The sequence below is a fragment of the Marinovum sedimenti genome (assembly GCF_054052205.1).
Genome location: NZ_CM133223.1, coordinates 3021137 through 3045104 on the forward strand (window position 1 = coordinate 3021137; position 23968 = coordinate 3045104).

Sequence of the window (23968 nt, forward strand, 5' to 3'; positions counted from 1 at the left end):
AATAAACGATTGGCAGGCAGTGCAAGGTGGCGGACATGGTGTCGCGGGGCAGGCGAACAAGCGCGTTGAGCGCAATTTTTCTGATGTTTTCAATAGGACTGGCGGCTGGTGTGGCGGCGGCTGCCGAAGGGCGGGGGCCGGTGACGAACCTGCCGATGCCCCGGTTCGTGTCGCTTAAGGCGACCGAGGGCAACGTGCGGCGGGGGCCTTCGCTAAGCCATCGGATCGACTGGGTGTTCAAACGGCGCGATATGCCGCTGGAAGTGACCGCCGAATATGGCCACTGGCGCCGGGTGCGCGACCGCGAAGGCGCGGGCGGCTGGGTGCATTACGCGCTGTTGTCCGGCTCGCGGACGGTGATTGTGGATATGGACCTTCTGCCGCTGCATGTGCGCCCGGATGACCGCACGCCGGTCAAGGCGCGGCTTGAACGCGGGGTGATCGCGCGGTTGGGCGATTGCGATCTGGCGTGGTGTCAGGTCAGCTCGGGCGGCTACAAGGGCTGGGCCGAGAAGACCGCGCTTTGGGGTGTGTTGCCGGACGAAATCCGCGAGTGACGCGTTTCGGGGAGAGGGTAGGGAGGGGCTTTGCCCCTCGGCCTTGCGGCCTCACCCCAAGGTATTTTTAAACAGAAGAAGACCTTTTGGTCGGGATGTGGGGCCAGCTGCGGGGCATCTCGCGGCGGCGGGCCCAGTGGTTTAGGTTTTGAAAGCGGCTTCTAGGGCGATTTCGACCATGTCGCCAAAGCTTTTCTCGCGCTGATCGGAGGGCAGGGCCTCGCCGGTGATCAGGTGATCGGAGACTGTGAGCACCGCCAGCGCCCGGATCTTGTGGCGCAGGGCGAGGATGTAGAGCTCGGCTGCTTCCATCTCGACGCCAAGAATGCCGTGACGGGTCATTTGTTCGTTGAGATCGGGGCGTTCGTCGTAAAACACATCTGAGGAATAGATGCCGCCGACATGGGTGGGCGTGCCACGGGCCTCTGCGGCATCGGCGGCGGCGCGCAGCAGGCCGTAATCGGCGCAGGGCGCGAAATTCAGCTCGCGCAAGATGCCACGCGACGGGGTCGACAGCGTGGTCGAGGTCATTGCGATGATGATGTCGCGGACGTTGATCTGTTCCTGCATTGCGCCGCAAGAGCCGATGCGGATCAGCGTCTTGGCCCCGTAATCGCGGATCAGCTCATTGGCGTAGATCGACAGCGAGGCCATGCCCATGCCCGACCCTTGGATCGTGACGCGATTGCCTTTCCAGGTGCCGGTATAGCCGAGCATGCCGCGCACCTCGTTGATACAGACCGCATCGTCTAGAAAGGTCTCGGCCGCCCATTTGGCGCGATAGGGGTCGCCGGGCATCAGGACGGTTTCGGCGATCTCGCCGGGCTTGGCACCGATATGAATGGTCATGCGACCTCCGCTATAGACGTGTTGTGGCAAAGACTGACACCCACGGGCTGGGATCGCAAGATGCCTCGGGTTTCAAATATTACGATTGCAGAGACCGACTTTATCCCTAGGGTTGTGACGGGTGGGGGCAAATTTGGAAGGCATGCATTCATGTCACCCTTTTGGGTATCGACTATTATATTGGTATGTCTGGTCGGGGTGGTGGTCAGCCGGCTGTTGCGACGTCGGTCACAGCAACACCTCGACAGCATCACCGCATTGAGCGAGCGCAACCGCGCGCTTGCGACGGAAAACGCCCGCCTGCTGAACATGGCTGAGTTCGACGATCTGACAGCGGCGCGGTCGCGGCGGTATCTGCGCGAAATGTTTGCGCGCACCCGTCAGGACGGCAACAACGCGATGATCTTTGTCGATCTGGACGAATTCAAGAGCGTCAATGATGGCTTTGGCCACCGCGCTGGCGATGGATTTTTGCGCCGGATCGCCGAGGCGCTGCGCCTGGAGTGCCGAGAGGGTGAAACCCTGTTTCGCCACGGGGGCGACGAATTCTGTATTTATCTGCAACAGATGGATGTGGCCGAAGCGGCTGCGCGGGCCCGGGCCTTTGTGCGGGTTGTGGGCGAAACGGTGGTGGATTTTGGTGGCGTGCGGGTGCGGCGGACCGCAAGCGCAGGCGTGGCGCGGATTGACCCCGGACAGGACATGGTGGGGGCGCTGTATTACGCCGACGAGGCGCTGTATGCCGCCAAGCAGGCGGGTGGCAATACGGTCAAGGTGGTCGAGGGGGAAACGCTCAAATCGATGATCGCCCGGCGCACCGGGCCGCGTGCCGAGGACCTTGCCGAAGCCCTGCGCCGCGATGAAATCACCTATTACGTTCAGCCGATCTATGACACCGCGCGCGGCCGTGCCGTTGGGGTTGAGGCGTTGATCCGCTGGGTGCGCGGCGACGGGGATGTGCTGTTGCCCGAGAAGTTTATCGACATGATGCACGGCAGTCGCCACCGCGAGCTGATGCCGCCTGTGGCCGCCTCTGCCGATGTGGCCGAGCGGCTGTGTCCGGTGAACGAGGGGTTGTATTGCGCCTTCAACGTGTCGTCGCGCTTTCTGGAACGCTCGGTTCAGGACAATCTGGAATACACCCGCGCGCTGACACGGAGCATTGACCCGTCGCACCTGGTGTTTGAGCTGGTGGAAAGCGCGGTGATCCGCAATCCGGGGCGCACGTCTGAGCTGTTGCAAGAGTTGCGCGGTCTCGGCGTCCGGATCGCGCTCGACGATTTCGGCACCGGGTTTTCAAACCTTGATCGGCTTCAGGATTATCCGGTTGATATGGTCAAGATCGACCGGCGGTTTGTGCGCGGTTTAAGCCAGGGGCGGGGCCATCGGGGCATTCTACGCGCGCTGCACGATCTGTCTTGCGATATGGGGTTCACGGTGATTGCCGAGGGGGTCGAGACCCGCGAAGAGCTCTCGATTTTGCAGGAGATCGGGATCTCCAACGTGCAGGGCTACCTCCTCGGGCGGCCCGAGAAGGTAGAGTATTGGCAGTCGCGGCTTGGTGCGCCGCTGCCGTCGGCGCTGTGCACGCTGAAATCGGCGTGACGTGCCGGGCGGTTACTCTGCCGCCACCGATTTGGGATCGGCGAGGGTGACGATATCGGCCATGATGGTGTTGAGCTCGAAATCTTTCGGCGTATAGACCCGCGCCACGCCCATCGCCAACAGCCGCTTGGCATCGTCGTCGGGAATGATGCCGCCGACGATCACCGGCACGTTGCCAAGCCCGGCGGTGCGCATCCGCTCGATCAGGTCTTCGACCAGCGGGATATGCGAGCCTGACAGGATCGACAGGCCGACCACATGCGCTTTGTCGTTTTCCGCGGCGGTGACAATCTCTTCGGGGGTCAGGCGGATGCCATCGTAAGAGATGTCCATGCCGCAATCCCGCGCGCGGTAAGCGATCTGTTCGGCCCCGTTGGAGTGGCCGTCGAGCCCCGGTTTGCCGACGAGGAACTTGAGCCTGCGGCCCAGACGGTCGCTGACGGCATCAACGGCACTGCGCAGATCGTCGAGGTTCTCGGTGCGGTTGGATTGCGACGAGGACACACCGGTCGGGCCGCGATACTCACCGTAAGCGGCGCGCATTTCAGCCGCCCATTCGCCGGTGGTGACCCCGGCCTTGGCCGCCGCGATTGAGGGCGGTACGATATTGCCGCCGTCTTTGGCGGTTGCGCGCAGATCGGCCAATGCGGCGTCGACAGCGGCGGCGTCACGGGTGCCGCGCCATGCGTCGAGCCGGGCAATCTGTTCCTGCTCCGTGGCGGGGTCGACCACCATGATGCCGCCATCTGCGGTCATCAGCGGCGAGGGCTCGGTCTCTTTCCAGCGGTTCACGCCGACAACGGTGGTTTCATTGCGCTCGATCCGGCCCAGCCGTTCGGCATTGGCATCCACCAGCCGCGATTTCATGTATTCGATGGATGACACTGCGCCGCCCATGCTGTCGAGGTTGGCCAGTTCATGCCGCGCGCCGTCCTTGAGCGCCTCAACCTTGCGATCCACCGCCGGGTTGCCATCGAACAGGTCGTCAAATTCCAGCAGGTCGGTCTCATAAGCCAGGATTTGCTGCATCCGCATCGACCATTGCTGATCCCACGGGCGGGGCAGGCCCAGCGCTTCGTTCCACGCGGGCAATTGCACGGCGCGGGCACGGGCGTTTTTCGACAGCGTCACCGCCAACATTTCGATCAAAATGCGATAGACGTTGTTTTCGGGCTGTTGCTCGGTCAGGCCAAGGCTGTTGACCTGCACGCCATAGCGAAAGCGGCGCATCTTGGGATCGGTGATGCCGTAGCGCTCGGCACAGATTTCATCCCAGAGATCGACAAAGGCGCGCATCTTGCACATCTCAGTCACAAAGCGGATGCCGGCGTTAACGAAAAACGAGATGCGGCCAACGACTGTGGGGAAATCTTCGTCCGGGATACGCGGTTTCAGCTCGTCCAGAACCGCCGTCGCCGTGGCCAAAGCAAAGGCCAGCTCTTGTTCGGGCGTCGCACCGGCCTCTTGCAGGTGATAGGAACAGACGTTCATCGGGTTCCATTTGGGGATGTTGGTGTAGCAATATTCGGCCACATCCGCGATCATCTTGAGGCTGGGTTTGGGCGGACAGATATAAGTGCCGCGCGACAGGTATTCCTTGATCAGATCGTTCTGCACCGTGCCTTGCAGCTTGGTCACATCGGCGCCTTGCTCTTCGGCCACGGCTATATAAAGCGCCAACAGCCAAGGGGCGGTGGCGTTGATCGTCATCGAGGTGTTCATTTCCTCAAGCGGGATGTCATCAAACAGCGCGCGCATGTCGCCAAGATGGCAGACAGGCACGCCGACCTTGCCCACCTCGCCACGCGCCAGCACATGGTCGCTGTCATAGCCGGTCTGGGTGGGCAGATCGAAGGCCACCGAAAGCCCGGTCTGGCCCTTGGCAAGGTTGCCGCGATACAGCGCGTTTGAGGCCTTGGCGGTGGAGTGGCCGGCGTATGTGCGGATGAGCCACGGTTTGTCCTTGGTCGTCTCGGTCATGTCAGCCCTCGATTCAGATGCGCAACTTTGTTTCGTTTGATGTGACATAATCGAAATAAAGTGGCGCTGTCAATTCGCTGCGTTGCGGCGTGCGACTTATGTTTACGCAATTGCAGCAAAATGCAAATGTCACCGCATGTCTGGTAGCGTTGAAATCCCATTATGGCTGTTTTTGTTGATTGTTGCCTTCGCGGCGATCACTTTCGCCTCACATTTCCTGTTCCCCTCGGTGCGCTGGTTTCTGCGCCGCAGGATGGAGCGGGTGGTGGCGCGGATCAACGAGAGGCTGGAACGGCCGATCCACCCCTTCAAGCTGGCGCGGCGGACGGATATGATCCAGCGGCTGGTGTATGATCACGAGGTCAACAAGGCGATCCTCGACTATGCCCGCGAAGAAGGGGTGCGCGAGGATGTGGCCTCGGAGAAGGCGCGCGACTATGCGCGCGAGATTGTGCCATCGTTCTCCGCCACCGCCTATTTCGGCTTTGCCATCCGCGCCGCGCGCTGGTTGTCGCGGGCGCTGTATGATGTGCGTCTGCTGCGCAAGGATGATGGGGCGGTGGCCAAAATCGACCCCGAGGCGACGGTGGTCTATGTCATCAACCACCGCTCGAACATGGATTACGTGCTGGTGACTTATTTGGCGGCGGAAAGCTCGGCGCTGGCTTATGCGGTTGGTGAATGGGCGCGGGTCTGGCCGTTGTCGGGGCTGATCCGCTCGATGGGGGCCTATTTCATCCGGCGGAAATCGCGCGATGCGCTCTATCGCCGGGTTTTGGCGCGCTATGTGGCGCTGGCCACCGGCGGCGGCATCAATCAGGCGATGTTCCCCGAAGGCGGGCTGAGCCTTGATGGCGCGTTGGCCCCGCCGCGCGTTGGGCTGCTTAAGTATATCGTCGATGGCTGGGAGGACAGCGGGCGCGATGTGGTCTTTGTGCCGGTGGCGCTGAATTATGACCGAGTGCTGGAGGATCGGGTGCTGATCTCCGCGCATCAATCCGGCGAGCGGCGGTTTCGGGGGCGTCTGGGCGAGGGGCTGGCGTTTCTGGGGCGGCAGATCCGGTATCGGATCACCGGTCGGTCCAATCGCTTCGGCTGTGCGGCAGTAAGCTTTGGGCCGCCGATCAAGCTGCGCGCCTTTGTCGAGGAGAACGGCCGCAACCCCGAGGCGCTGGCGACGGTGCTTATGGCGCGGATTGCGGCGGTGATGCCGGTGCTGCCGGTGCCCTTGGTGGCGCAGGTGTTGCGCGATGGTGTGATCCGGAGCGAGGCGGCGATCCTTGAGGCCGCGACACGTATCGCGCCAGAGGCGGCGGCGGCGCTGGTTCCGGCGGGCATCGCAGGCTTGCTCAAGCGTAAACTGATCCGCGAGACCGGCGAAGGATACGAAGTTGTGCCCGAAAACGCTGACGTCGTGGCATTTTACGCCAATTCCATCACCCATCTTGATCCGCATAATTCTGCAGCAGCACGGTAATTTCTGCACTGGCTCGGTTATAAAATTACAAAACCGCTACATTCTTTGTTGCAATGTTGCGTATCGCTCGATATTTCAAGGATAGAGCCCGCGATTCTGCATTGCGGCATGATCTAACGATGGAGGCCGACATGGCACTGGACACGCACGGCGGCATCGCCGCCTATGAGGCGCCTGAAAAGGACCTGTACGAACTGGGCGAAATGCCCCCTCTGGGATATGTTCCCAAGCAAATGTACGCTTGGGCGATCCGCAAGGAACGCCACGGCGACCCGGACACCGCGATGCAGTTGGAAGTGGTCGATGTGCCGGTTCTCGACAGCTACGAGGTGCTTGTGCTCGTGATGGCGGCGGGCGTGAACTATAATGGTGTCTGGGCCTCACTTGGCCAGCCGATCAGCCCGTTTGACGGCCACAAGGCCCCCTATCACATCGCCGGTTCCGATGCGTCCGGCATCGTTTGGGCGGTGGGCGACAAGGTCAAGCGCTGGAAAATCGGCGACGAGGTGGTGATCCACTGCAACCAGGATGATGGCGACGACGAGGAGTGCAACGGCGGCGATCCGATGTATTCCCCGACCCAGCGTATCTGGGGTTATGAGACGCCGGATGGCAGCTTTGCCCAGTTCACCAACGTGCAGGCGCAGCAACTGATGCCGCGCCCCAAGCACCTGACCTGGGAAGAGGCGGCGTGTTATACGCTGACACTCGCCACCGCCTACCGGATGCTGTTTGGCCACGAGCCGCATGACTTGAAACCGGGGCAGAACGTGCTGGTTTGGGGCGCGTCGGGCGGTCTTGGCTCATATGCGATCCAGCTGATCAACACGGCGGGTGCCAACGCGATTGGCGTGATCTCGGACGAAACCAAGCGTGATTTCGTCATGTCGCTGGGCGCGAAAGGCGTGCTCAACCGGCGCGATTTCAACTGCTGGGGCCAGTTGCCCACGGTAAACACCCCGGAATACGCCGAGTGGTTTGCCGAGGCGCGCAAATTCGGCAAGGCGATCTGGGAGATCACCGGCAAGGGCGTGAATGTCGACATGGTGTTCGAACACCCCGGCGAGGCCACGTTCCCGGTGTCGACCTTCGTGGTCAAAAAGGGCGGCATGGTTGTGATCTGCGCCGGCACCAGCGGGTTTAACCTGACGTTTGACGTGCGCTACATGTGGATGCACCAGAAGCGTTTGCAGGGCTCGCACTTTGCGCACCTGAAACAGGCGAACTCGGCCAACAAATTGATGCTCGAGCGGCGGCTTGATCCCTGCATGTCGGAAGTGTTCGAGTGGGATGACCTGCCCGCAGCGCACATGAAAATGCTGCGCAACGAGCATAAGCCGGGCAATATGTCGGTTCTGGTGCAATCGCCCCGCACCGGGTTGCGCACCTTCGAGGACGCGCTTGAGGCTGGCCGCAAAGCCTGAACGCCTAAGTGATTCTGATTTCGGCCCGTCGCTTCACACCTGAAGCGGCGCGCCGAAGTGTTTACGAGGGATGAAAACTACCTTTTCAATTGTTTATATTTTGCCGCCTCGCCGTTTCTGGGGAGGGGTATTACGTGAATATTTTAGAAACATCTTGTGTGTTATGGTTGATTTAATGCTTCGTTAACCAATCAAAATGAGAATTGTCATGCAACACGACTGGATTTTAGACGTACTGGCTGACCTCAAAGCTTTTGCGGCGTCGAACGGACTGCCGGCTCTTGCCGAACAGTTGGACGATGCGCGGATTGTAGCAATGGCTGAGGCTGCCTCGTGCGCGGAGGAGACTCATTTTGGGATTCGAGGCAACGACGCCACGATTGGACATAGTCCTCAAGCGGTTGGAGCAGTCCGACGCGCATGAGGAATTGCAGGACATCATAACGGAACTGCGCGATGCGTTTTGCGTGGACCACATGGTGTATCATTGGGTAAGCAGCAAGGGCGAACAATACGGCTGCGGCACGTATTCGGCGGAATGGGTCGCGCACTATCTGGAACAGGGGTATCTCAGAATCGATCCCGTTGTTCTGGGGTGTTTCCAGCGCTTCCACCCGGTCGATTGGAAACGTCTGGATTGGTCGTCGAGGGCGACCAAGGCCTTTCAGAAAGACGCCATTGCGCATGGCGTCGGGAACCAAGGGTACTCGATCCCGATCCGGGGCCCAAACGGCCAGTTCGCCCTGTTTAGCGTCAGTCATTCGTGCACGGATGAGGCGTGGGAGGACTTCTACTACAGCCATCGGCGCGATCTGATATTGGTGGCGCATTTCTTTAATCAGAAAGCGCTGGAATTCGAACCGGGGCGATTGCCAGAACAAGGCCAGGCGCTCAGCCCGCGAGAGGTGGACGCGATCACGCTGATTGCTGTCGGCTACAACCGGGCGCAGGCCGCCGAGATGCTGTCGATTTCAGAGCATACGCTGCGCGTCTATATCGAATCCGCCCGCTTCAAACTGGGTGCGTTGAACACGACACATGCCGTGGCACGCGCGCTGAGTCGCGGGTTAATCGTTGTCTGATCGTTAACAGGGTCGGCTGTCTGGTTCGGTGGTGTTAACTGTGTTTGCGCCAAGCTTCTCTCAGACACGAGAGGAGTGCCACCATGATCAGATTTCTTTACGCCGATGAGCTTGCCCGCAATCCACAGCTGCAGCGCGCCATGTTCCGCGACAGGGCCGACCAGTTTCACACCCGTCTGGGGTGGGAGGTATCGGTGAACGACGCGGGCGAAGAGCGTGACGAATACGATGATGAGAACCCGCTGTATGTGATCTGGCAAAATGCCGATGGCAGTCATGGCGGCTCGATGCGGTTTTTGCCAACCACCGGGCGCACAATGGTCAATGACCATTTCGGCCATCTTACCGGCGGTGGCAAAATCCAAAGCCCGTTTATTTGGGAATGCACGCGGTTTTGCCTGGCGCGTGGGGCAGGGGGGAATGTGGCGGCAGCGCTGATGCTGGCGGGCGGCGAGATCATGGAAAATTTCGACGTGCGCCACTTTGTTGGTGTGTTCGACGCCCGGATGGTGCGGATTTATCGCCGTATCGGCGCATCGCCCGAAGTCTTGGGCAGCGAAGGTGAGGGGCGGGCAAAGGTCAGTGTCGGGCTTTGGGAGTTTTCCGCCGCCGCACAGGCGCAGGTGGCGCAAAGTGCAGGGTTTTCGCCGTTGCAGTCCCGGCAGTGGTTTGATCAGGCCTTTGGATGTGCCCCCCTTTTGGCGCAGAGCGCGTGATCCGCGAGGGCGGCATTTGGGGGCTCTGCCCCCCGGCCTTCGGCCGCCCCCCGCGATATTTAGGAACAGAAGAATGACCGGGCTCGCACAGGGGCGCGAAGGCTCTGGTGCTTGTCAGAGCGGGGCGATAGTGTCCGGCCATGACCTTGCCCGCGCTGACATTTTCCGAAGATCAGGCCGAAGCCTTTGACCGTGTGAGCGCCGCCTTGCGCGAGGTTGGCGTTAACCTTGATGAGGGGTTGCTGGCCCCGCCGCAAGAGGGACGCTCCGGGGTTCTCGCGGTCACGGGCAAGGCGGGATCGGGCAAGACATTGCTTTTGGCCGAACTTTACAAAGCGCTGAAGGATGCCGGTGTTGATATCATCTCGGGCGACTGGGAAGGCAAGCGGCGCAAGGACCGGCGGACGCTGGCGATTCTGGCTCCGACCAACAAGGCGGCGAGCGTGCTGCGGATGCGCGGTGTGCCGGCGACGACGATCCACCGCATCCTTTATACGCCGGTTTACGATCCGGAATATGAACGCATTGCCGAATGGCTGGCCGGGCAGGGCGATCGGCCCGAGATTGAAGCGCTGAGCGATGCGGCGCTGGACCGTGCCTATGCGTTTTATCAGACCAACAATTCCGTGCCCGGTGCGATGGCGGCGGCAGGCTTGCGCGGGTCGGACTTTATCACCGGCTGGAAACGGCGCGAGGAAGAGCTTGATATCGGCTTTGTCGATGAGGCCTCGATGCTGGACGACCGGCAATATGATGACCTGCGCGAAATTTTCCCGACGCTCTGTATGTTTGGCGATCCGGCGCAGTTGGCCCCGGTCAACCAATCCGGCGCTATGGTGTTTGAAAAGCTGCCCGAAGAACAGGTTCTGGCCCTGCGCCGCATCCACCGGCAGGAAGCGGACAATCCGATCCTTGATCTCGCGCATGCTTTGGCCGATCCGAGCCTTGAGTTTCACGACTTTGAGCGGATGGTTGAGGAGAAATCCAAGGTCGATGACCGGGTGGTCTGGGGCCAGCGGGTCGAGGTCGATCTGATGGCGCGCTCGCCGGTGCTGGTCTGGCGCAATGCCACGCGCATTCGGCTGATCAACGCCTTTCGCAAGGTGCATGATGCGCCGGATGATCGGCTGCTGGAGGGCGAGCCACTGATTTGCGACGGCATAGAATTGCCGCTCAAGCATCGGAAAAAGCGGCTGGATCTGGAGGCACGCGGGCTTATCAAAGGCGCGCAGGTGATTTTTCTGGGCGAGGGGCGCAAGCCCGGCTTTTCACGTTTGCATGTGATGGGGGCCGAAGATCCGCGGGTCTCTGCCGCCTCAATCGTCAAGATCGAGATGCCCGATGAGGAAGAGCCGTTCATTCCATTCGCGGCCCGGATGGGGGCGACCTTTCTGCATGGTGCGGCGGTCACGATTCACAAAGCGCAAGGGTCGCAGTGGGATTCGGTTCAGGTGTTTGCGCCCGATTTGTTTGTTGCCGCGCGCATGGGCCGGGTCGAGGCCGGGCAACCGCTGTGGAAGCGCTTGGCCTATGTGGCGATCACCCGCGCGCAGGAGCGGCTGATCTGGGTGGTGCGCAATCGGCTGTCGAAACCGACCTATCCGCTGCGGATAGACGATCTGCCCGCGCCGCAGCAGACGCTGACTTTGGAAGCGCTGGGCGAATAGCGCCCCCTTCCCACAGGCGCGGGCCTCGGCTATAGCGCGTGGCATGACAACCAATCCGCCAAACCTCCGCCCCGATCTCGCTCATATGACTTTGCCCCGGGATCAGTCCCGCCGGGGCCAGCCGACCATCGGCATGGTCTCGCTTGGCTGCCCCAAGGCGCTGGTCGACAGTGAACGCATCCTGACCCGGCTGCGTGCCGAAGGCTATGGCATTTCGCCCCAGTATGCCGGGGCCGATGCAGTGATCGTGAACACCTGCGGCTTTCTCGACAGTGCCAAGGTGGAAAGCCTTGAGGCGATTGGCGAGGCGCTGCGCGAGAATGGCAAGGTGATCGTAACGGGGTGTCTGGGCGCAGAGCCGGAGTACATCACCGGCGCGCATCCCAAGGTTTTGGCCGTGACCGGCCCACATCAATACGAACAGGTGCTGGATGCGGTTCACGCGGCGGTGCCGCCTGATCCCGATCCGTTTATCGATCTGTTGCCGGGCAGCGGGGTCAAGCTGACGCCGCGCCACTACAGTTACCTCAAGATTTCCGAGGGCTGTAACCACAAGTGCAAATTCTGCATCATTCCCGACATGCGCGGCCGTCTGGCGTCGCGTCCCGCGCGGGCGGTGCTGCGCGAGGCGGAAAAGCTGGTCGAGAATGGGGTGAAAGAGCTGTTGGTGATCTCACAGGACACCTCGGCTTATGGCACCGACTGGAAAGACCGCGAGGTGAAGGCGCCGATCCTGCCGTTGGCGCGTGATCTTGGCAGCCTTGGGGCCTGGGTGCGGTTGCACTACGTCTATCCTTATCCGCATGTGCGCGAATTGATCCCGCTGATGGCGGATCCGGCGAATGGTGTGCTGCCCTATTTGGATATTCCGTTCCAGCATGGGCATCCTGAGGTGCTTAAACGTATGGCGCGTCCTGCGGCGTCGGCGCGGACTTTGGATGAGATTGCGGCGTGGCGCAGCGATTGCCCTGAGATTATTTTGCGGTCGACCTTTATCGTCGGCTATCCGGGCGAGACGGAGGCCGAGTTTGACTATCTGCTCGATTGGCTCGATGAGGCGCAGCTCGATCGGGTGGGGTGTTTTCAGTATGAGAACGTCGCGGGTGCGCGGTCGAATGATCTGCCGGATCATGTGGCCCCTGAGGTCAAGCAAGAGCGCTGGGATCGGTTCATGGCCAAAGCGCAGGAGATTTCCGAAGCGCGGTTGGCGGCGAAGGTTGGCACGGTGATGCCGGTGATCGTGGATGATGTGGATGAGGACGGGATTGCGACCTGTCGGACGATGGCGGATGCGCCCGAGATTGATGGCAACCTGTTTATCGACGAAGGCGCAGAGGCGCTGACACCCGGCGACATCGTGTCGGTCGAGGTGGACGAGGCTGGCGAATATGACCTGTGGGGGCGGCTTCTGTCGAAACCGTAGGCCGAGGCGGCGGGCCGATCCATCAATGGATCGGTACCGATCTGTCAACAGATCGGCGCCCGCCCCGATTAGACCTCGCCGTCTTCGAGATGCAGCTTCATATCGATCAGCACCTGTTGCAGCGCCAGCGTCTCGTTCAACATGCGCTTGGCTTCGTTGACGGTGATGATGCCATCTTCGATGGACTGCGAATATTCCGACATCAGCATCGCGAACCGTTGGCTTAGCGCCACAACGTCCGCATTCACACCGCCGGTGCGCTCGGCATTTGGGCGGGGTTTGGTGAACGACAGGGTGATCCCGCGCAGTTCGCTCAGGGCGGCGGTGACATGCGGATAAGACGAGGCCGCTTCCAGTGCCGCCACCGCATCGATTGGCATGAACCGGTCGGCGTGCTCGTCATGTTCGGAATAATAGCGCCCCAGGGTGGCCTTGGATTTTCCGGTCACTTCGCAGGCGGGTTCGATGCCCACTTCCTTGACCAACGCTTCCGTGTGCCGTTTCAGATAACTTCCAACGCTGTTCATTCTTGCTCCCGGCCCTCTGCTGCGACCCACCGTCAGGGGAATTCCCTGATTTTTTCCCATTATTCGACTTAACAGGATTTGTCATTCATGGAACACCCCTTAACCTGGGGATTAACGAGTTACCGGCGCCCAAGGCCGGTGTCAGGGTGGGGACAGTAACGCGTTTGTCGATTTGGGAGGCAGATCCGCTGATAAGGCCGCGTTACGCCCCGTGTTTCCCCCTCTTGCCTTGGCCGCCCGCGCCCGGCATAGCATCGCCCCATGGCCAAGCTTTATTTTCACTATTCCACGATGAACGCCGGCAAATCGACGTTGTTGCTGCAGGCGGCGCATAACTACCGCGAACGCGGCATGGACGTGTTCTTGATGACCGCGCGCCATGATGATCGCGACGGTCCTAGCCGCATTGGCAGCCGGATCGGCATCGGCAGCGCCGCAGAGACCTATGCCCCGGGCGAGGACCTTTTGGCGACAATCACCGCGCGGCTTGCGCAGGGGCCGGTGGCCTGTGTGTTCCTCGACGAGGCGCAGTTTCTGGAGCCGGATCAGGTTTGGCAATTGGCGCGCGTGGTTGATGATCTTGGCGTGCCGGTGATGTGTTATGGGCTGCGGGTGGATTTTCTGGGCGAGCTGTTTCCCGGCTCTGCCACGCTTTTGGCGCTGGCGGATGAGATGCGTGAAGTGCGCACCATTTGCCATTGCGGGCGCAAGGCCACGATGGTGGTGCGCCAAGACGAAAGCGGTGCGGTGCTGATCGCGGGCGCGCAGGTGCAGATCGGCGGCAATGAAACCTATGTCAGCCTGTGCCGCCGCCATTGGCGCGAAGCCACCGGCGACCGCTAAGGGTTCAGTGCATCCGCGCGCCGTTGGCGACCGGTTGACCCGGCTCAAGCAGCACAATCCCACCCTCGGCGTCCGACACGCCCAGCGTCAGCACCTCGGACATGAACTTGCCAATCTGGCGCGGGGGAAAGTTCACCACCGCCATCACCTGTTTGCCGATAAGGCTCTCGGGCGTGTAATGCGCGGTGATCTGGGCCGAGGTCTTTTTCTCGCCAATCTCCGCACCAAAGTCGATCCATAGCTTGATCGCTGGTTTGCGCGCCTCGGGATAGGCTTCGGCGCGCACAACGGTGCCGGTGCGGATGTCGACCTTGAGGAAGTCGTCAAACGTGATCTCAGCCATTGCTCAGCTCTTTCGACCGGTCCGCTGCCGCCTTGACCGCGCGGTTCAGCAGTGGTGGAAAGCCGGTCACCGGGTCCATCAGCACCTCAAGCGCGGCCTGCGTGGTGCCATTGGGTGAGGTCACATTGGCGCGCAACTGGCTGGGGCTGTCGTCGGACTCTTCGGCCAACACGCCGGCACCGCCCACGGTGGCCCGCGCCAGTTTAAGCGCAAGATCCGAAGGCAGCCCCTGTGCCTCGCCCGCCGCCGCCAGCGTTTCGATCAGGTGAAACACATAGGCCGGGCCAGAGCCGGAAACGCCGGTGACGGCATCCATCTGCTCTTCGGTCTCAAGCCGCACGGTCTGGCCCACCGCCTGCAACAGGTCTTCGGCCAGTTCCATATGGGTGCCGGTCACGCCCGCGTTGCCAAACAGCGCGGTGATCCCACGCCCGACGGCGGCGGGGGTGTTGGGCATGGCGCGGATGATCGGGTTTTTGCTACCAAGCACGTCCTCAAAGCTGGCCAGCGTCACGCCGGCAGCCACCGAAAGGAACAGCGTGTCGCCATTCGCCATCGCTTTGATTGCGGGCAGGGCATCGCCCATCATCTGGGGTTTTACGGCGATCAGCACAATCGCGGGCGCGGCGGGCAGGGGGGCGTTGATGTGAACGCCCTGCTCCGAGAGCCAGTCCGAGGGGTTGGGGTCGATCACATGCACCGACGTCGCGGGCAGGCCATCGGCCAGCCAACCTCGAAGCATCGCCGATCCCATTTTGCCGCATCCCAGCAGCACGAGGCCGCGTTCGGCCAGATCATTTGAGGTCATCGCCCCCTCCTGTCTTTGCATTCAGGGGCGAGTGTTACGCGCGGCCGTATGCCTCTGCAATGGCAACCTGAAGCGCCTCTTTCGGGCTACGATCCCCCCAGACAACCAGTTGCAGCGCGGGGTAATAGCGCTCGCAGCTCATCACAGCGGCGTTGATCATCGTGTCGATCTGATCGGGGCTGGCGACCTGACCGCCGGCCAGAACCAGACCGTAGCGATAGACCATAAGCTGGTGGCCCTCCCACCAAGTGAACGCGCCGGCCCAGCATTGATCGTTAATCGCGTTGATCGCCTCGCAGAGCTGCGGGGTTTTTTCTTCGGGCGGCTCCATTTCGAAGCTGCAAATCAGCCGCAGCGTTTCGTCATAGGCCGACCAGGCCAGCGTAATCGAATAGGTGCGCCATTGGCCCTCAATTGCCATAGCGATCTGATCATCGTGGATACGGTCGAAATCCCAGTCGTTGTGGTCGGCGATATGCTCGACGATGTCGATGGGGTGGAGGTCGTCCTCCAGATACTGCTCGGAAAGTGCCATGCGCCACCTCTTTGTTTTATTAGCACAAGGGGGTGGCAGCGCCCCAAGCGCTAGGTGCCTGCTCTAGGGGCGGTGGGCATAACCGCAGCCCCTACCCGATATGGTGCGGGTCGAGGGCTTTCATGTAAAGCGATATTTGCGTGTGACTCGCAATAAGTTGTGGATGGATTGGAATTTAGCACTAACTATCGCCGTAACAAGATTGCCCCGGCGTGAGCCAACCGATTTGAAACTAACTCCGTGCACATGTGGCAGACCTCGCATAAGGTGGCAGGCGCATTTGCGGAGGCAATTGCCGACCCATTCCAGGAGGCCTCTGGCTTGCCCAGCACAGACAATGATTTTCCGAAGAAGCCCATCGAATTGCACAGTGATCGGCTGAACGATCCTGTTCGGCTCAAGAGCCTTGAGTTGTCCGCCCTGATGGACACCATGGCAGAAGAGGCGTTTGACCGCGCGGTGCGCATCGCCACCGAAGCCATCGGCGTGCCGGTTGGCCTTGTGTCGCTTGTTGATGGCCAGCGGCAATTCTTCAAGGCGCAGACCGGTCTGCCGGAACCGGCGGCCACCGATATGCAAACGCCGCTGAGCCATTCGTTCTGTCAATTCGTTGTCTCTGGCGACCGGCCGATGACCATTGCCGACGCCCGCGAACATCCGATGCTGCGCGACAACCTCGCCATCGAAGACCTTGGCGTTGTTGCTTATGCCGGGGTGCCGATCCATGCGCCTGACGGGGCGACGCTCGGCTCGTTTTGCGCCATCGACAGCGAGCCGCACGACTGGACCGAGAGCGAATTGCAGATCCTCACCGACCTGTCCGGTTTCCTAGAGGCCGAGCTGCGGCTGCGGGTCGAGGTCAACGCCCGCCAGCTTTTGGCCGAGGAATTACACCACAGGATCAAGAACATATTCGCCATCACCGGCGGCATGATCAACATGACCGCGCGGATGAGCGACACCAAGGAAGAGATGACCGATGCCTTGCGCGGCCGTCTGGCTGCATTGGCGCAGGCGCATGAAATCATCCGCCCCGCGATCACCGGCGATGCCACGGGCAGCGGCGATGCGGTTGTCTCGACGCTGCTGGCCACGCTGATCGAGCCGCATGTGGTGCCGGGTGGCAACCACATGACGCTGGACGGTCCGAACCTGATGATCGGGGCCAATTGCGCCACGCAACTGGCGCTGGTGCTGCACGAATTGGCGACCAACGCCGCCAAATACGGTGCGCTTTCGGTGCCCGAGGGGCGGCTTGATCTGCGCTGGCAGGATGACAACGGCCTGTTCCGCCTGACGTGGACGGAAACCGGCGGCCCGGCGGTGAGCGCCGAACCGACAAAGAAGGGCTTTGGCAGCAGGCTTGTCGACATGACGATCACCGGCCAATTGCGCGGCACGCATGACAGGCGCTGGCTCGCGTCCGGGGTGCAGCACGACATCGCCTTTCCCATCGGTGAGCTGGAAAAGTGACCCTCTGAAACGCAAGCGGCGCGCAGGCTGAATACCCCGCGCGCCGCAATTTTCGCTGTGATCAGGCCCGCTTAGCGCGGCTCTGAGCGCAGGCCCTTGATGATCGCCACGCAGATCAGCAACAGGATGACGGTGAACGGCAAGCCGGTCGAGATCACCATCGCCTGCAGCGCGCCAAGCCCGCCGCCGATCAGCAGCGCAATCGCCACAAGCCCCTCAAACGTACACCAGAACACCCGCTGCGGCAGCGGTGCGTCGACCTTGCCACCGGCGGTGATGGTGTCGATCACCAGCGATCCGCTGTCCGACGAGGTGACAAAGAACACGATCACAAGCACGATCCCGATGGTCGAGGTGATCCCCGCCAGCGGCAGGCTTCCCAGCATCGCAAACAGCGACAGCGGTGGATTGTAGCTGTCGATCACCTGCGCCTTGACGGCACTTCCGGCAGGATCCGCGAGCACTTGTTCAATCGCTGCGCCGCCAAACACGGCCATCCACAACAGGCAGACAAACGACGGGATGATCAACACGCAGGTGATGAATTCGCGCACCGTGCGGCCGCGGCTCACCCGAGCGATGAACATGCCAACAAACGGTGACCAGGAAATCCACCACGCCCAATAGAAGGCGGTCCAACCCTGCATATAGCCGGTGTCTTCGCGGCCATGCGGGTTTGACAGTGGTATAACCTCTTGGAAATAGGCGACAACGCCCTTGCCGAATTCCGACAGGATGGTGCCGGCACCCGCCGCGAACAGCACAAACAGCAACAGCAACAGGGCGATGACCATGTTGATCTCGGACAGGACTTTGACCCCGCCATCAAGCCCCCGCATCACCGAAATCAGCGCCACGGCGGTGATCGCGATGATCAGGATAACCTGCACTGTCACGCTCATCGGCACGCCATAGACGTATTCCAGCCCGGCGTTCGCCTGCTGCGCGCCAAAACCAAGCGATGTGGCAAGGCCAAACAGCGTGGCAAACACCGCCAGCGTATCGATGATATGGCCGGTCCAGCCCCAGACCCGCTCGCCAAAGATCGGGTAAAACGCCGAGCGGATCGTCAGCGGCAGTCCCTTGTTATAGGTGAACAGCGCCAAGGCCAGCGCCACCACGGCGTAAATCGCCCAAGGGTGAAGCGCCCAGTGATACGACGTTGCGGCCAGCGCCATGCGCCGGGCTTCGGCGACGTTTTCGGCGATCAGCACGCCATCTTCGGTAAAGGGCCGCGCCGCGCCCAAAGGCGCATCGCCCCAGGGTGTGCCGAAATAATACACCGGCTCCAGCACGCCAAAGAACATCAGCCCGATGCCCATCCCGGCGGCAAACAGCATGGCGAACCAGCCGAGGTAGCCATAGTCCGGCTTGGCATCGCGCCCGCCCAACCGGACCTTGCCCCAGGGCGACACGATCAGGAACAGGCAGAAGATCACAAAGATGTTCGCGGCCCAGAGGAAGAACCAGTCAAAGGTCGAGGTCAGAGCCGGGCGGAGCCAGCCAAAGAACTCGGCCGCCTGCGTCGGGGCAACCAGCGCATAGGCCACGAAGGCCACGATCGACATGCTCGAAATCAAAAAGACCGGGTTGTGAATGTCAAACCCGATCGGGCCAACGCTGGATTCGAGGTTGTCCTGACCGATCTCGTAATCGGTATCGATCACATCCGACGCGCCCGATGGCGGCGGAATGCCTTGGTCTGTGTTTGTGTCAGTCATTGCACAATTTCCTTGCCCCTTGGATATGTGTTTTCGAGTGGCGTGGTCGGCCACCCTTCGTTTTTATCAAAGCGATGCGGGACTGTGATTTGCCCGCGCATGGTGATCTGTCTCCGCGACAAGATCGGCCATTACCGCCGTTTTGATGGATCGGTTCCGCGCCCATGTGCGCATAGGCCCGCCGCCGCATAGTAGGTGCAAAAACCCCAAAGATGCAAACATCAGCCAGCCGCCCCCCGCAAGGGAGCTAGGCCAAGCGCCAAGCAAGTCACGGGTATCGCGCATAAAAAAAGGCCGGGCGCTGGGCCCGGCCGTTTTCGTTAGGTGTCTTGGGGGTTTGGCCTCAGACGTCCTTGCGCTCCAGCGCGTCAAGCCGAGACTTCAGCGTCTCGTTTTCTTCGCGGGCCTTTTGCGCCATCGCGCGCACGGCGTCGAACTCTTCGCGGGTCACAAAATCGCGGTCCGCCAGCCAGCGGTCCATCATCGATTTCATCGCGGTTTCAGCTTCGGTTTTTGCACCCTGAGCCACGCCCATTGCGTTGGTCATCAGTTGTGACAGGTCGTCGAATACCTTGTTGCGGCTTTGCATGGGGTCTCTCCGTTACATTTTAATACTATATGGCGGCGCTGTTGCCGGGCGACAAGGTTGACCTTGGCAATAGTGAAAGGCAAAGGAGCGGATATGTTGGCGATGATCCCTTTCCCCCCGCTCAGTTCCGAGATTTTCTCAATCGAAGTCTTCGGTTTCGCGTTTGCTTTGCGCTGGTATGCGCTGGCCTATATCGCGGGCATTCTGCTCGGCTGGTGGCTGGGGGTGCGCCTGTTGCTGCGCCCGGCGCTCTGGCGAAACGACAGCCCGCCGATGACGCGCGAACAGCTCGAAGATCTGATGACCTGGATCATTCTGGGCATCATTCTTGGTGGGCGGCTGGGCTTTGTGCTGTTTTACCAACCGGCGTATTACCTGCAGAACCCCTCTGAGATCCTGATGATCTGGCAGGGCGGCATGGCGTTCCACGGTGGATTGCTCGGGGTCGTTTTCGCCGCGTGGATCTGGAGCGCGCGGCAGGGTGTGTCGCGGCTCGGGATGGCGGATATTCTGGCGCTGGGCACATGGCCGGGGCTGCTGTTTGGCCGGCTGGCGAACTTCGTCAACGCCGAGCTTTGGGGCCGCCCGACCGATGTGCCTTGGGCCGTGGCCTTTCCCGGCACGGCGGCGCAGGATTGTGGCCAGCCGGTGGGCGAGATCTGTGGCCGGCATCCCAGCCAGCTGTACGAGGCTGGGCTTGAGGGGCTGGTGCTCGGCGCGCTGCTGCTCTGGCTGGCGCTGGCGCGCGGTTGGCTGAAAACGCCGGGGCGGATCACCGGATTTTTCCTCGCTTGGTACGGCGCGGCGCGGTTCTTTGTTGAGCTGTTTCGCCAGCCCGACGCGCAGTTTGTCAGCGACGGCAATCCTTTGGGACTGGCCTGGCAGATCGGCGGTCTGGGCCTGACGATGGGGCAAATGCTGTCCCTGCCGATGATCGCGGTGGGCCTGTACCTGGTGGCGCGGAAACGCCCGGCATGACGCCGCTAGAGCAGATTTTGCTCGAACGGATTGGCGCGACCGGGCCGATCTCGATGGCCGATTATATGGCCACCTGCCTGCTGCATCCCGATCACGGCGTCTATACCGCGCGCGACCCGCTGGGGGCGGCGGGGGATTTCACCACCGCGCCCGAGATTAGCCAGATGTTTGGTGAAATGCTCGGCCTCGCGTTGGCGCAAAGCTGGATCGATCAGGGGCAGCCCGCGGCGTTTACACTGGCCGAACTGGGGCCGGGGCGCGGCACCCTGATGGCCGATATCCTGCGGGTGGGGCGCAAGGTGCCGGGGTTTGTCGAGGCGGCGCAGGTGGTGCTGGTCGAAGCCTCGGGCACCATGCGCGCCCGCCAAAAAGCGGCACTGGGCGACCATGATGTGACATGGGCCGACCACGCCGGCGACTTGCCCGATGCGCCTTTGTGGCTGGTTGCCAACGAATTTTTCGACGCACTGCCGGTGCGCCAGTTCGAGCGGCAAGGCGCCGGCTGGTGCGAACGCCGGGTCGGAGCCAAGGACGGCGCGCTGGTGCTGGGCCGGACCGAAGCCGCTCCGATTGATGCCTTGGCGCACCGTTTGGCCGACACCCGCGACGGCGACATCGTTGAAATCGCCCCGGCCTTTCCCGCCGTGACCGAAGCCATCGGCGGGCGTATCGCGGCGCATGGCGGCGCGGCGCTGATCGTGGATTATGGCGACTGGCACTCCCTGGGCGACACGCTTCAGGCGCTGCGGCGGCATGACCCTGTTGATATCCTCGACGGCCCCGGCACCGCCGACCTCACCGCGCATGTGGATTTCGAGGCCATCGCAGCCGCCGCGCCCTGTGCCCACACCCGGCTGACACCGCAGGGTGTGTTCCTCGAACGGTTGGGCATTACGCCGCGTGCGCAGCAATTGGCCAACGGGTTGGCCCCTGTCGCGCTTGAGGCGCATATTGCGGCACATCGGCGGTTGACGCACCCCGACGAAATGGGAACTCTCTTCAAAGTGCTGGGGCTGTTGCCAAAGGATGCCCCGCCGATACCGGGACTGGACACATGACGCTCGAAATTCTTTCCTCCGATCTTCTCGCCCCGCTGCGCCACGGGTTTTACACTCGCCGCGGCGGCGCTTCCTCGGGCGTGTTTTCCGGGTTGAACTGCGGGATGGGGTCGTCTGATCAATCCGAAATCGTGGCGATCAACCGAGGCCGGGTGGCCGACAGTCTTGGGGTGGAGGCGCGCAACCTTTTGACCGTGCATCAGGTGCATTCGGCCACGGCGCTGGCCGTTGACGCGCCGTTTGACACCCCGCCGCAAGCCGATGCGATGGTCACAAACCGCCCCGGACTGGCGCTTGGCGTGCTAAGCGCGGACTGCCAGCCGGTGCTGTTTGCTGATGCGCAGGCCGGGGTGATCGGTGCGGCGCATGCCGGATGGCGCGGCGCGCTGGATGGCATCCTCGAGGCGACATTGGACGCGATGGAAGATCTCGGCGCGGCACGCGGCCGTGTGCACGCGGTCATCGGCCCGGCCATCTCGCAGCAGGCCTATGAAGTCGGGCCGGAGTTCCTTGAGGATTTCATGGCCGAGGACCCCGACAGCAGCCGGTTCTTTGCGCGCGGCGAGGGCGATCGCTATCTCTTTGACCTTCCCGGTTTCGGAGTGCACCGGCTCCGCACGGCGGGCGTCGGCGAGGCCGCCTGGATTCGCCACTGCACCTATTCCGACCCGGATCGCTTTTATTCCTATCGCCGTTCGGTGCACGCCGCCGAGGCGGATTACGGGCGCTTGATCTCGGCCATCACCCTCTGATCTCAGCGATTGCGGCAGTGGCGGGGCAGGCCACCGCCGCAGTGCCGCCACAAACCCCGGGCCGCGCCAAAAGGATATATGGACTATCCTTCTGATATTTAGACATATTCTGTATATTCAGGCGGTGCCCATTTTGGCCCGTGCAATTGCGTAAACTTTGCTGAAAATTTTCTGTTTTGCCCCAAGCTTGCCGGAAATACCCGTCATCTTGGTAGGGTAAGAGCGGTCAGACCGGCCGCCGAAAGATTTCAGGAGAGCGACATGAAAACCCGTTTTATCCAATCCGTCGTGAAAACCGCACAGACCACCCGCACCGAAATGCCATGGGAGCGTGGCTATCGCCGTGAGGTGATGATTGCCCGCCGCAAAGGTGTGGTGGAGCAGCGCAAAAGCGCCTGATCCCGGTCTTCCGACCCCCGACATCCCTCGAAAAAGCCGTGCCCCGAAAATGGGCGCGGTTTTTTGCTTTTGGCGGAGTCGGATGGCCAACTGCACCAGAATCGCCCGGATTCGAATTGTGGCAAACCGCGCGGCTGAAACGGGGACAATCGGGCGGGCAGGGGTGGATTGTGGATGGTAAGCGTATCAATTAGCGCCATTTTTTGACGGACCGGCAGAAATAAGCGATATTGTAGGGGTTAGTAATGAATTGATGTTGTCGATCTGACGTTGTCGGTGGGGCCGATGCGGATGTGACCAATAAGCTGGAAGCATGCCATGACGATTCCCCACCTGCCGCAGCAGCGGTTTCCAAACGACACCCGTTCCTATCCGGTCCCGTCCAAGGATCGATTTGCCCGCAGGGACGCGCAGCCTCGACGCGATATGGCGCTTATGCGCCGGATCGAAGTCAGCTCTCTGGGCCCCGATTTCTCTATTCAAGACAGCGTTCATGTCGTGCCGCAAACGGAAACGTTTGAGCGCGCCGTCTGCGGCATTGCGCGCGGCACTTTGATTGCAACGCCACAAGGGCCGCTCGCGATCGAAGACATGCTGCCCGGCGATATGGTGAACTCCTCCGAAGGGCCGCAGCGCGTGCTTTGGATCGGATCCACGACGATCTTGCCGGGGCAAACGGGTGGGTCGGGCGTGCTTGACGGGCTGATCCGGGTGACGGCAGATGCGCTTGGCATGGGCCGCCCCGCTGGCGATCTCGTGCTTGGGCCGGGGGCGGCGATGCTGCACAACCCGCCGCAATTTCGCGCGGCGAATGGCAAGGGGCATGTGCTGACGCCGCTGGCGGATTTTATCGACGGACTCAGCGTGTTTCGGGTGACGCCGCCGAGCGCGGTCAAAGTGTATCACCTGATGCTCGCCCGGCACGCCGTGATCCAGGCCGGGGGGCTTGAGATCGAGAGCTATCATCCCGGCATCGGGGCGGTTGCAAAGATGGGGGCCTCGGCGCAGAACCTGTTTATGTCGCTTTTCCCGACGGTTACGCAGCCGCGTGATTTCGGTCCGCTGTCCTACCCACGGGTCGAGATGGAGATGCTAGACGGCTTGCGCGCGAGCGGCTAACGCCCCCCGGCACCGCGTGGGGTGAACCGAAAAAGGCCCGGCT

23 protein-coding genes are annotated in these 23968 nt (G+C 61.6%); 15 read left to right on the top strand and 8 right to left on the bottom strand.

The genetic code is table 11. The features are described from left to right. Positions 1-83 precede the first annotated feature (83 nt). A complete protein-coding gene (locus ACW9UO_RS14520) occupies positions 84-557 on the top strand; it encodes an SH3 domain-containing protein (protein ID WP_457086487.1) in 474 nt (157 codons plus the stop codon). Positions 558-698: 141 nt separating this feature from the next. On the opposite strand, the gene deoD is transcribed toward ACW9UO_RS14520, so the two are convergent. Then, entirely contained in the window at positions 699-1406 is a 708-nt protein-coding gene (gene deoD, locus ACW9UO_RS14525; protein WP_457086488.1) for a purine-nucleoside phosphorylase, read from the bottom strand. Positions 1407-1556: 150 nt separating this feature from the next. On the opposite strand from deoD, the gene ACW9UO_RS14530 reads away from it, so the two are divergent. After that, positions 1557-3011, top strand: coding sequence for a putative bifunctional diguanylate cyclase/phosphodiesterase (locus tag ACW9UO_RS14530; protein ID WP_457086489.1), 1455 nt, complete (start codon positions 1557-1559; stop codon positions 3009-3011). 12 nt (positions 3012-3023) lie between these two features. Here the strand turns inward: ACW9UO_RS14530 and ACW9UO_RS14535 are convergent, their stop codons facing one another. Then, the gene (locus tag ACW9UO_RS14535; protein WP_457086490.1) at positions 3024-4991 is read right to left on the bottom strand and encodes a methylmalonyl-CoA mutase family protein; all 1968 of its coding nucleotides are present in this window, start codon (positions 4989-4991) and stop codon (positions 3024-3026) included. Positions 4992-5127: 136 nt separating this feature from the next. Here ACW9UO_RS14535 and ACW9UO_RS14540 point away from each other — a divergent pair, with 136 nt between their 5' ends. The 6 genes from ACW9UO_RS14540 to rimO all read left to right on the top strand — a co-directional run bounded on the left by ACW9UO_RS14540 (position 5128) and on the right by rimO (position 12780). Continuing rightward, a complete protein-coding gene (locus ACW9UO_RS14540; protein ID WP_457086491.1) occupies positions 5128-6468 on the top strand; it encodes a 1-acyl-sn-glycerol-3-phosphate acyltransferase in 1341 nt (446 codons plus the stop codon). Between the two features lie 131 nt (positions 6469-6599). Continuing rightward, positions 6600-7892: a crotonyl-CoA carboxylase/reductase gene (gene ccrA / locus ACW9UO_RS14545; protein WP_457086492.1), complete on the top strand. Its 1293-nt coding sequence runs from the start codon at positions 6600-6602 to the stop codon at positions 7890-7892. 386 nt (positions 7893-8278) lie between these two features. After that, positions 8279-8974 carry a helix-turn-helix transcriptional regulator gene (locus ACW9UO_RS14550; protein ID WP_457088667.1) on the top strand — a complete coding sequence of 232 codons (696 nt, stop codon included), beginning with the start codon at positions 8279-8281 and terminating at the stop codon, positions 8972-8974. An 83-nt stretch (positions 8975-9057) separates the two neighbouring features. After that, positions 9058-9690 carry an acyl-homoserine-lactone synthase gene (locus ACW9UO_RS14555; RefSeq protein WP_457086493.1) on the top strand — a complete coding sequence of 211 codons (633 nt, stop codon included), beginning with the start codon at positions 9058-9060 and terminating at the stop codon, positions 9688-9690. Positions 9691-9830: 140 nt separating this feature from the next. Beyond that, positions 9831-11357 (top strand): ATP-dependent DNA helicase, encoded by a 1527-nt coding sequence (locus tag ACW9UO_RS14560; RefSeq protein ID WP_457086494.1) that lies wholly within the window; start codon positions 9831-9833, stop codon positions 11355-11357. A 43-nt stretch (positions 11358-11400) separates the two neighbouring features. Continuing rightward, positions 11401-12780, top strand: coding sequence for a 30S ribosomal protein S12 methylthiotransferase RimO (rimO, locus tag ACW9UO_RS14565; protein WP_457086495.1), 1380 nt, complete (start codon positions 11401-11403; stop codon positions 12778-12780). Between the two features lie 68 nt (positions 12781-12848). On the opposite strand, the gene ACW9UO_RS14570 is transcribed toward rimO, so the two are convergent. Then, positions 12849-13307 (bottom strand): phage regulatory CII family protein, encoded by a 459-nt coding sequence (locus tag ACW9UO_RS14570; protein ID WP_457086496.1) that lies wholly within the window; start codon positions 13305-13307, stop codon positions 12849-12851. Positions 13308-13568: 261 nt separating this feature from the next. On the opposite strand from ACW9UO_RS14570, the gene ACW9UO_RS14575 reads away from it, so the two are divergent. After that, the gene (locus tag ACW9UO_RS14575) at positions 13569-14150 is read left to right on the top strand and encodes a thymidine kinase (RefSeq protein WP_457086497.1); all 582 of its coding nucleotides are present in this window, start codon (positions 13569-13571) and stop codon (positions 14148-14150) included. A gap of 4 nt (positions 14151-14154) precedes the next feature. On the opposite strand, the gene ACW9UO_RS14580 is transcribed toward ACW9UO_RS14575, so the two are convergent. The 3 genes from ACW9UO_RS14580 to ACW9UO_RS14590 are packed head-to-tail and all read right to left on the bottom strand — an operon-like array spanning position 14155 to position 15836. After that, positions 14155-14493, bottom strand: coding sequence for a tRNA-binding protein (locus ACW9UO_RS14580; protein WP_457086498.1), 339 nt, complete (start codon positions 14491-14493; stop codon positions 14155-14157). Further along, entirely contained in the window at positions 14486-15301 is an 816-nt protein-coding gene (proC, locus tag ACW9UO_RS14585; RefSeq protein WP_457086499.1) for a pyrroline-5-carboxylate reductase, read from the bottom strand. Before proC ends, ACW9UO_RS14580 begins: the two co-directional genes overlap by 8 nt. Before the next feature lie 34 nt (positions 15302-15335). Further along, positions 15336-15836 carry a type III secretion system chaperone family protein gene (locus ACW9UO_RS14590; protein WP_457086500.1) on the bottom strand — a complete coding sequence of 167 codons (501 nt, stop codon included), beginning with the start codon at positions 15834-15836 and terminating at the stop codon, positions 15336-15338. Between the two features lie 321 nt (positions 15837-16157). On the opposite strand from ACW9UO_RS14590, the gene ACW9UO_RS14595 reads away from it, so the two are divergent. Further along, positions 16158-17309 carry a GAF domain-containing protein gene (locus ACW9UO_RS14595; RefSeq protein WP_457086501.1) on the top strand — a complete coding sequence of 384 codons (1152 nt, stop codon included), beginning with the start codon at positions 16158-16160 and terminating at the stop codon, positions 17307-17309. Positions 17310-17380: 71 nt separating this feature from the next. On the opposite strand, the gene ACW9UO_RS14600 is transcribed toward ACW9UO_RS14595, so the two are convergent. Together ACW9UO_RS14600 and ACW9UO_RS14605 are read right to left on the bottom strand one after the other, a co-directional pair. Further along, positions 17381-19030, bottom strand: coding sequence for a BCCT family transporter (locus tag ACW9UO_RS14600; RefSeq protein ID WP_457086502.1), 1650 nt, complete (start codon positions 19028-19030; stop codon positions 17381-17383). Positions 19031-19373: 343 nt separating this feature from the next. Further along, complete coding sequence (locus ACW9UO_RS14605) at positions 19374-19619, bottom strand: accessory factor UbiK family protein (protein WP_457086503.1); 246 nt, start codon at positions 19617-19619, stop codon at positions 19374-19376. A 93-nt stretch (positions 19620-19712) separates the two neighbouring features. Here ACW9UO_RS14605 and lgt point away from each other — a divergent pair, with 93 nt between their 5' ends. From lgt to ACW9UO_RS14630, 5 genes are all read left to right on the top strand, one after another. Further along, a complete protein-coding gene (gene lgt, locus ACW9UO_RS14610; RefSeq protein WP_457086504.1) occupies positions 19713-20597 on the top strand; it encodes a prolipoprotein diacylglyceryl transferase in 885 nt (294 codons plus the stop codon). After that, the gene (locus ACW9UO_RS14615; protein WP_457086505.1) at positions 20594-21655 is read left to right on the top strand and encodes a class I SAM-dependent methyltransferase; all 1062 of its coding nucleotides are present in this window, start codon (positions 20594-20596) and stop codon (positions 21653-21655) included. The genes lgt and ACW9UO_RS14615 overlap by 4 nt, the downstream gene beginning before the upstream one ends. Next, a complete protein-coding gene (gene pgeF / locus ACW9UO_RS14620; RefSeq protein ID WP_457086506.1) occupies positions 21652-22407 on the top strand; it encodes a peptidoglycan editing factor PgeF in 756 nt (251 codons plus the stop codon). Before ACW9UO_RS14615 ends, pgeF begins: the two co-directional genes overlap by 4 nt. A gap of 261 nt (positions 22408-22668) precedes the next feature. Beyond that, positions 22669-22806: a hypothetical protein gene (locus ACW9UO_RS14625; RefSeq protein ID WP_457086507.1), complete on the top strand. Its 138-nt coding sequence runs from the start codon at positions 22669-22671 to the stop codon at positions 22804-22806. A 318-nt stretch (positions 22807-23124) separates the two neighbouring features. Further along, complete coding sequence (locus ACW9UO_RS14630; RefSeq protein ID WP_457086508.1) at positions 23125-23925, top strand: Hint domain-containing protein; 801 nt, start codon at positions 23125-23127, stop codon at positions 23923-23925. The last annotated feature ends 43 nt before the right edge of the window (positions 23926-23968 follow it).

Excerpts from the sequence above, each read along its gene's own strand:
- ACW9UO_RS14520 (WP_457086487.1), top strand. The coding sequence starts at position 84 with ATGTTTTCAATAGGACTGGCGGCTGGTGTGGCGGCGGCTGCCGAAGGG.
- deoD (WP_457086488.1), bottom strand. The coding sequence starts at position 1,406 with ATGACCATTCATATCGGTGCCAAGCCCGGCGAGATCGCCGAAACCGTC.
- ACW9UO_RS14530 (WP_457086489.1), top strand. The coding sequence starts at position 1,557 with ATGTCACCCTTTTGGGTATCGACTATTATATTGGTATGTCTGGTCGGG.
- ACW9UO_RS14535 (WP_457086490.1), bottom strand. The coding sequence starts at position 4,991 with ATGACCGAGACGACCAAGGACAAACCGTGGCTCATCCGCACATACGCC.
- ACW9UO_RS14540 (WP_457086491.1), top strand. The coding sequence starts at position 5,128 with ATGTCTGGTAGCGTTGAAATCCCATTATGGCTGTTTTTGTTGATTGTT.
- ccrA (WP_457086492.1), top strand. The coding sequence starts at position 6,600 with ATGGCACTGGACACGCACGGCGGCATCGCCGCCTATGAGGCGCCTGAA.
- ACW9UO_RS14555 (WP_457086493.1), top strand. The coding sequence starts at position 9,058 with ATGATCAGATTTCTTTACGCCGATGAGCTTGCCCGCAATCCACAGCTG.
- ACW9UO_RS14560 (WP_457086494.1), top strand. The coding sequence starts at position 9,831 with ATGACCTTGCCCGCGCTGACATTTTCCGAAGATCAGGCCGAAGCCTTT.
- rimO (WP_457086495.1), top strand. The coding sequence starts at position 11,401 with ATGACAACCAATCCGCCAAACCTCCGCCCCGATCTCGCTCATATGACT.
- ACW9UO_RS14570 (WP_457086496.1), bottom strand. The coding sequence starts at position 13,307 with ATGAACAGCGTTGGAAGTTATCTGAAACGGCACACGGAAGCGTTGGTC.
- ACW9UO_RS14575 (WP_457086497.1), top strand. The coding sequence starts at position 13,569 with ATGGCCAAGCTTTATTTTCACTATTCCACGATGAACGCCGGCAAATCG.
- ACW9UO_RS14580 (WP_457086498.1), bottom strand. The coding sequence starts at position 14,493 with ATGGCTGAGATCACGTTTGACGACTTCCTCAAGGTCGACATCCGCACC.
- proC (WP_457086499.1), bottom strand. The coding sequence starts at position 15,301 with ATGACCTCAAATGATCTGGCCGAACGCGGCCTCGTGCTGCTGGGATGC.
- ACW9UO_RS14590 (WP_457086500.1), bottom strand. The coding sequence starts at position 15,836 with ATGGCACTTTCCGAGCAGTATCTGGAGGACGACCTCCACCCCATCGAC.
- ACW9UO_RS14600 (WP_457086502.1), bottom strand. The coding sequence starts at position 19,030 with ATGACTGACACAAACACAGACCAAGGCATTCCGCCGCCATCGGGCGCG.
- ACW9UO_RS14605 (WP_457086503.1), bottom strand. The coding sequence starts at position 19,619 with ATGCAAAGCCGCAACAAGGTATTCGACGACCTGTCACAACTGATGACC.
- lgt (WP_457086504.1), top strand. The coding sequence starts at position 19,713 with ATGTTGGCGATGATCCCTTTCCCCCCGCTCAGTTCCGAGATTTTCTCA.
- ACW9UO_RS14615 (WP_457086505.1), top strand. The coding sequence starts at position 20,594 with ATGACGCCGCTAGAGCAGATTTTGCTCGAACGGATTGGCGCGACCGGG.
- pgeF (WP_457086506.1), top strand. The coding sequence starts at position 21,652 with ATGACGCTCGAAATTCTTTCCTCCGATCTTCTCGCCCCGCTGCGCCAC.
- ACW9UO_RS14625 (WP_457086507.1), top strand. The coding sequence starts at position 22,669 with ATGAAAACCCGTTTTATCCAATCCGTCGTGAAAACCGCACAGACCACC.
- ACW9UO_RS14630 (WP_457086508.1), top strand. The coding sequence starts at position 23,125 with ATGACGATTCCCCACCTGCCGCAGCAGCGGTTTCCAAACGACACCCGT.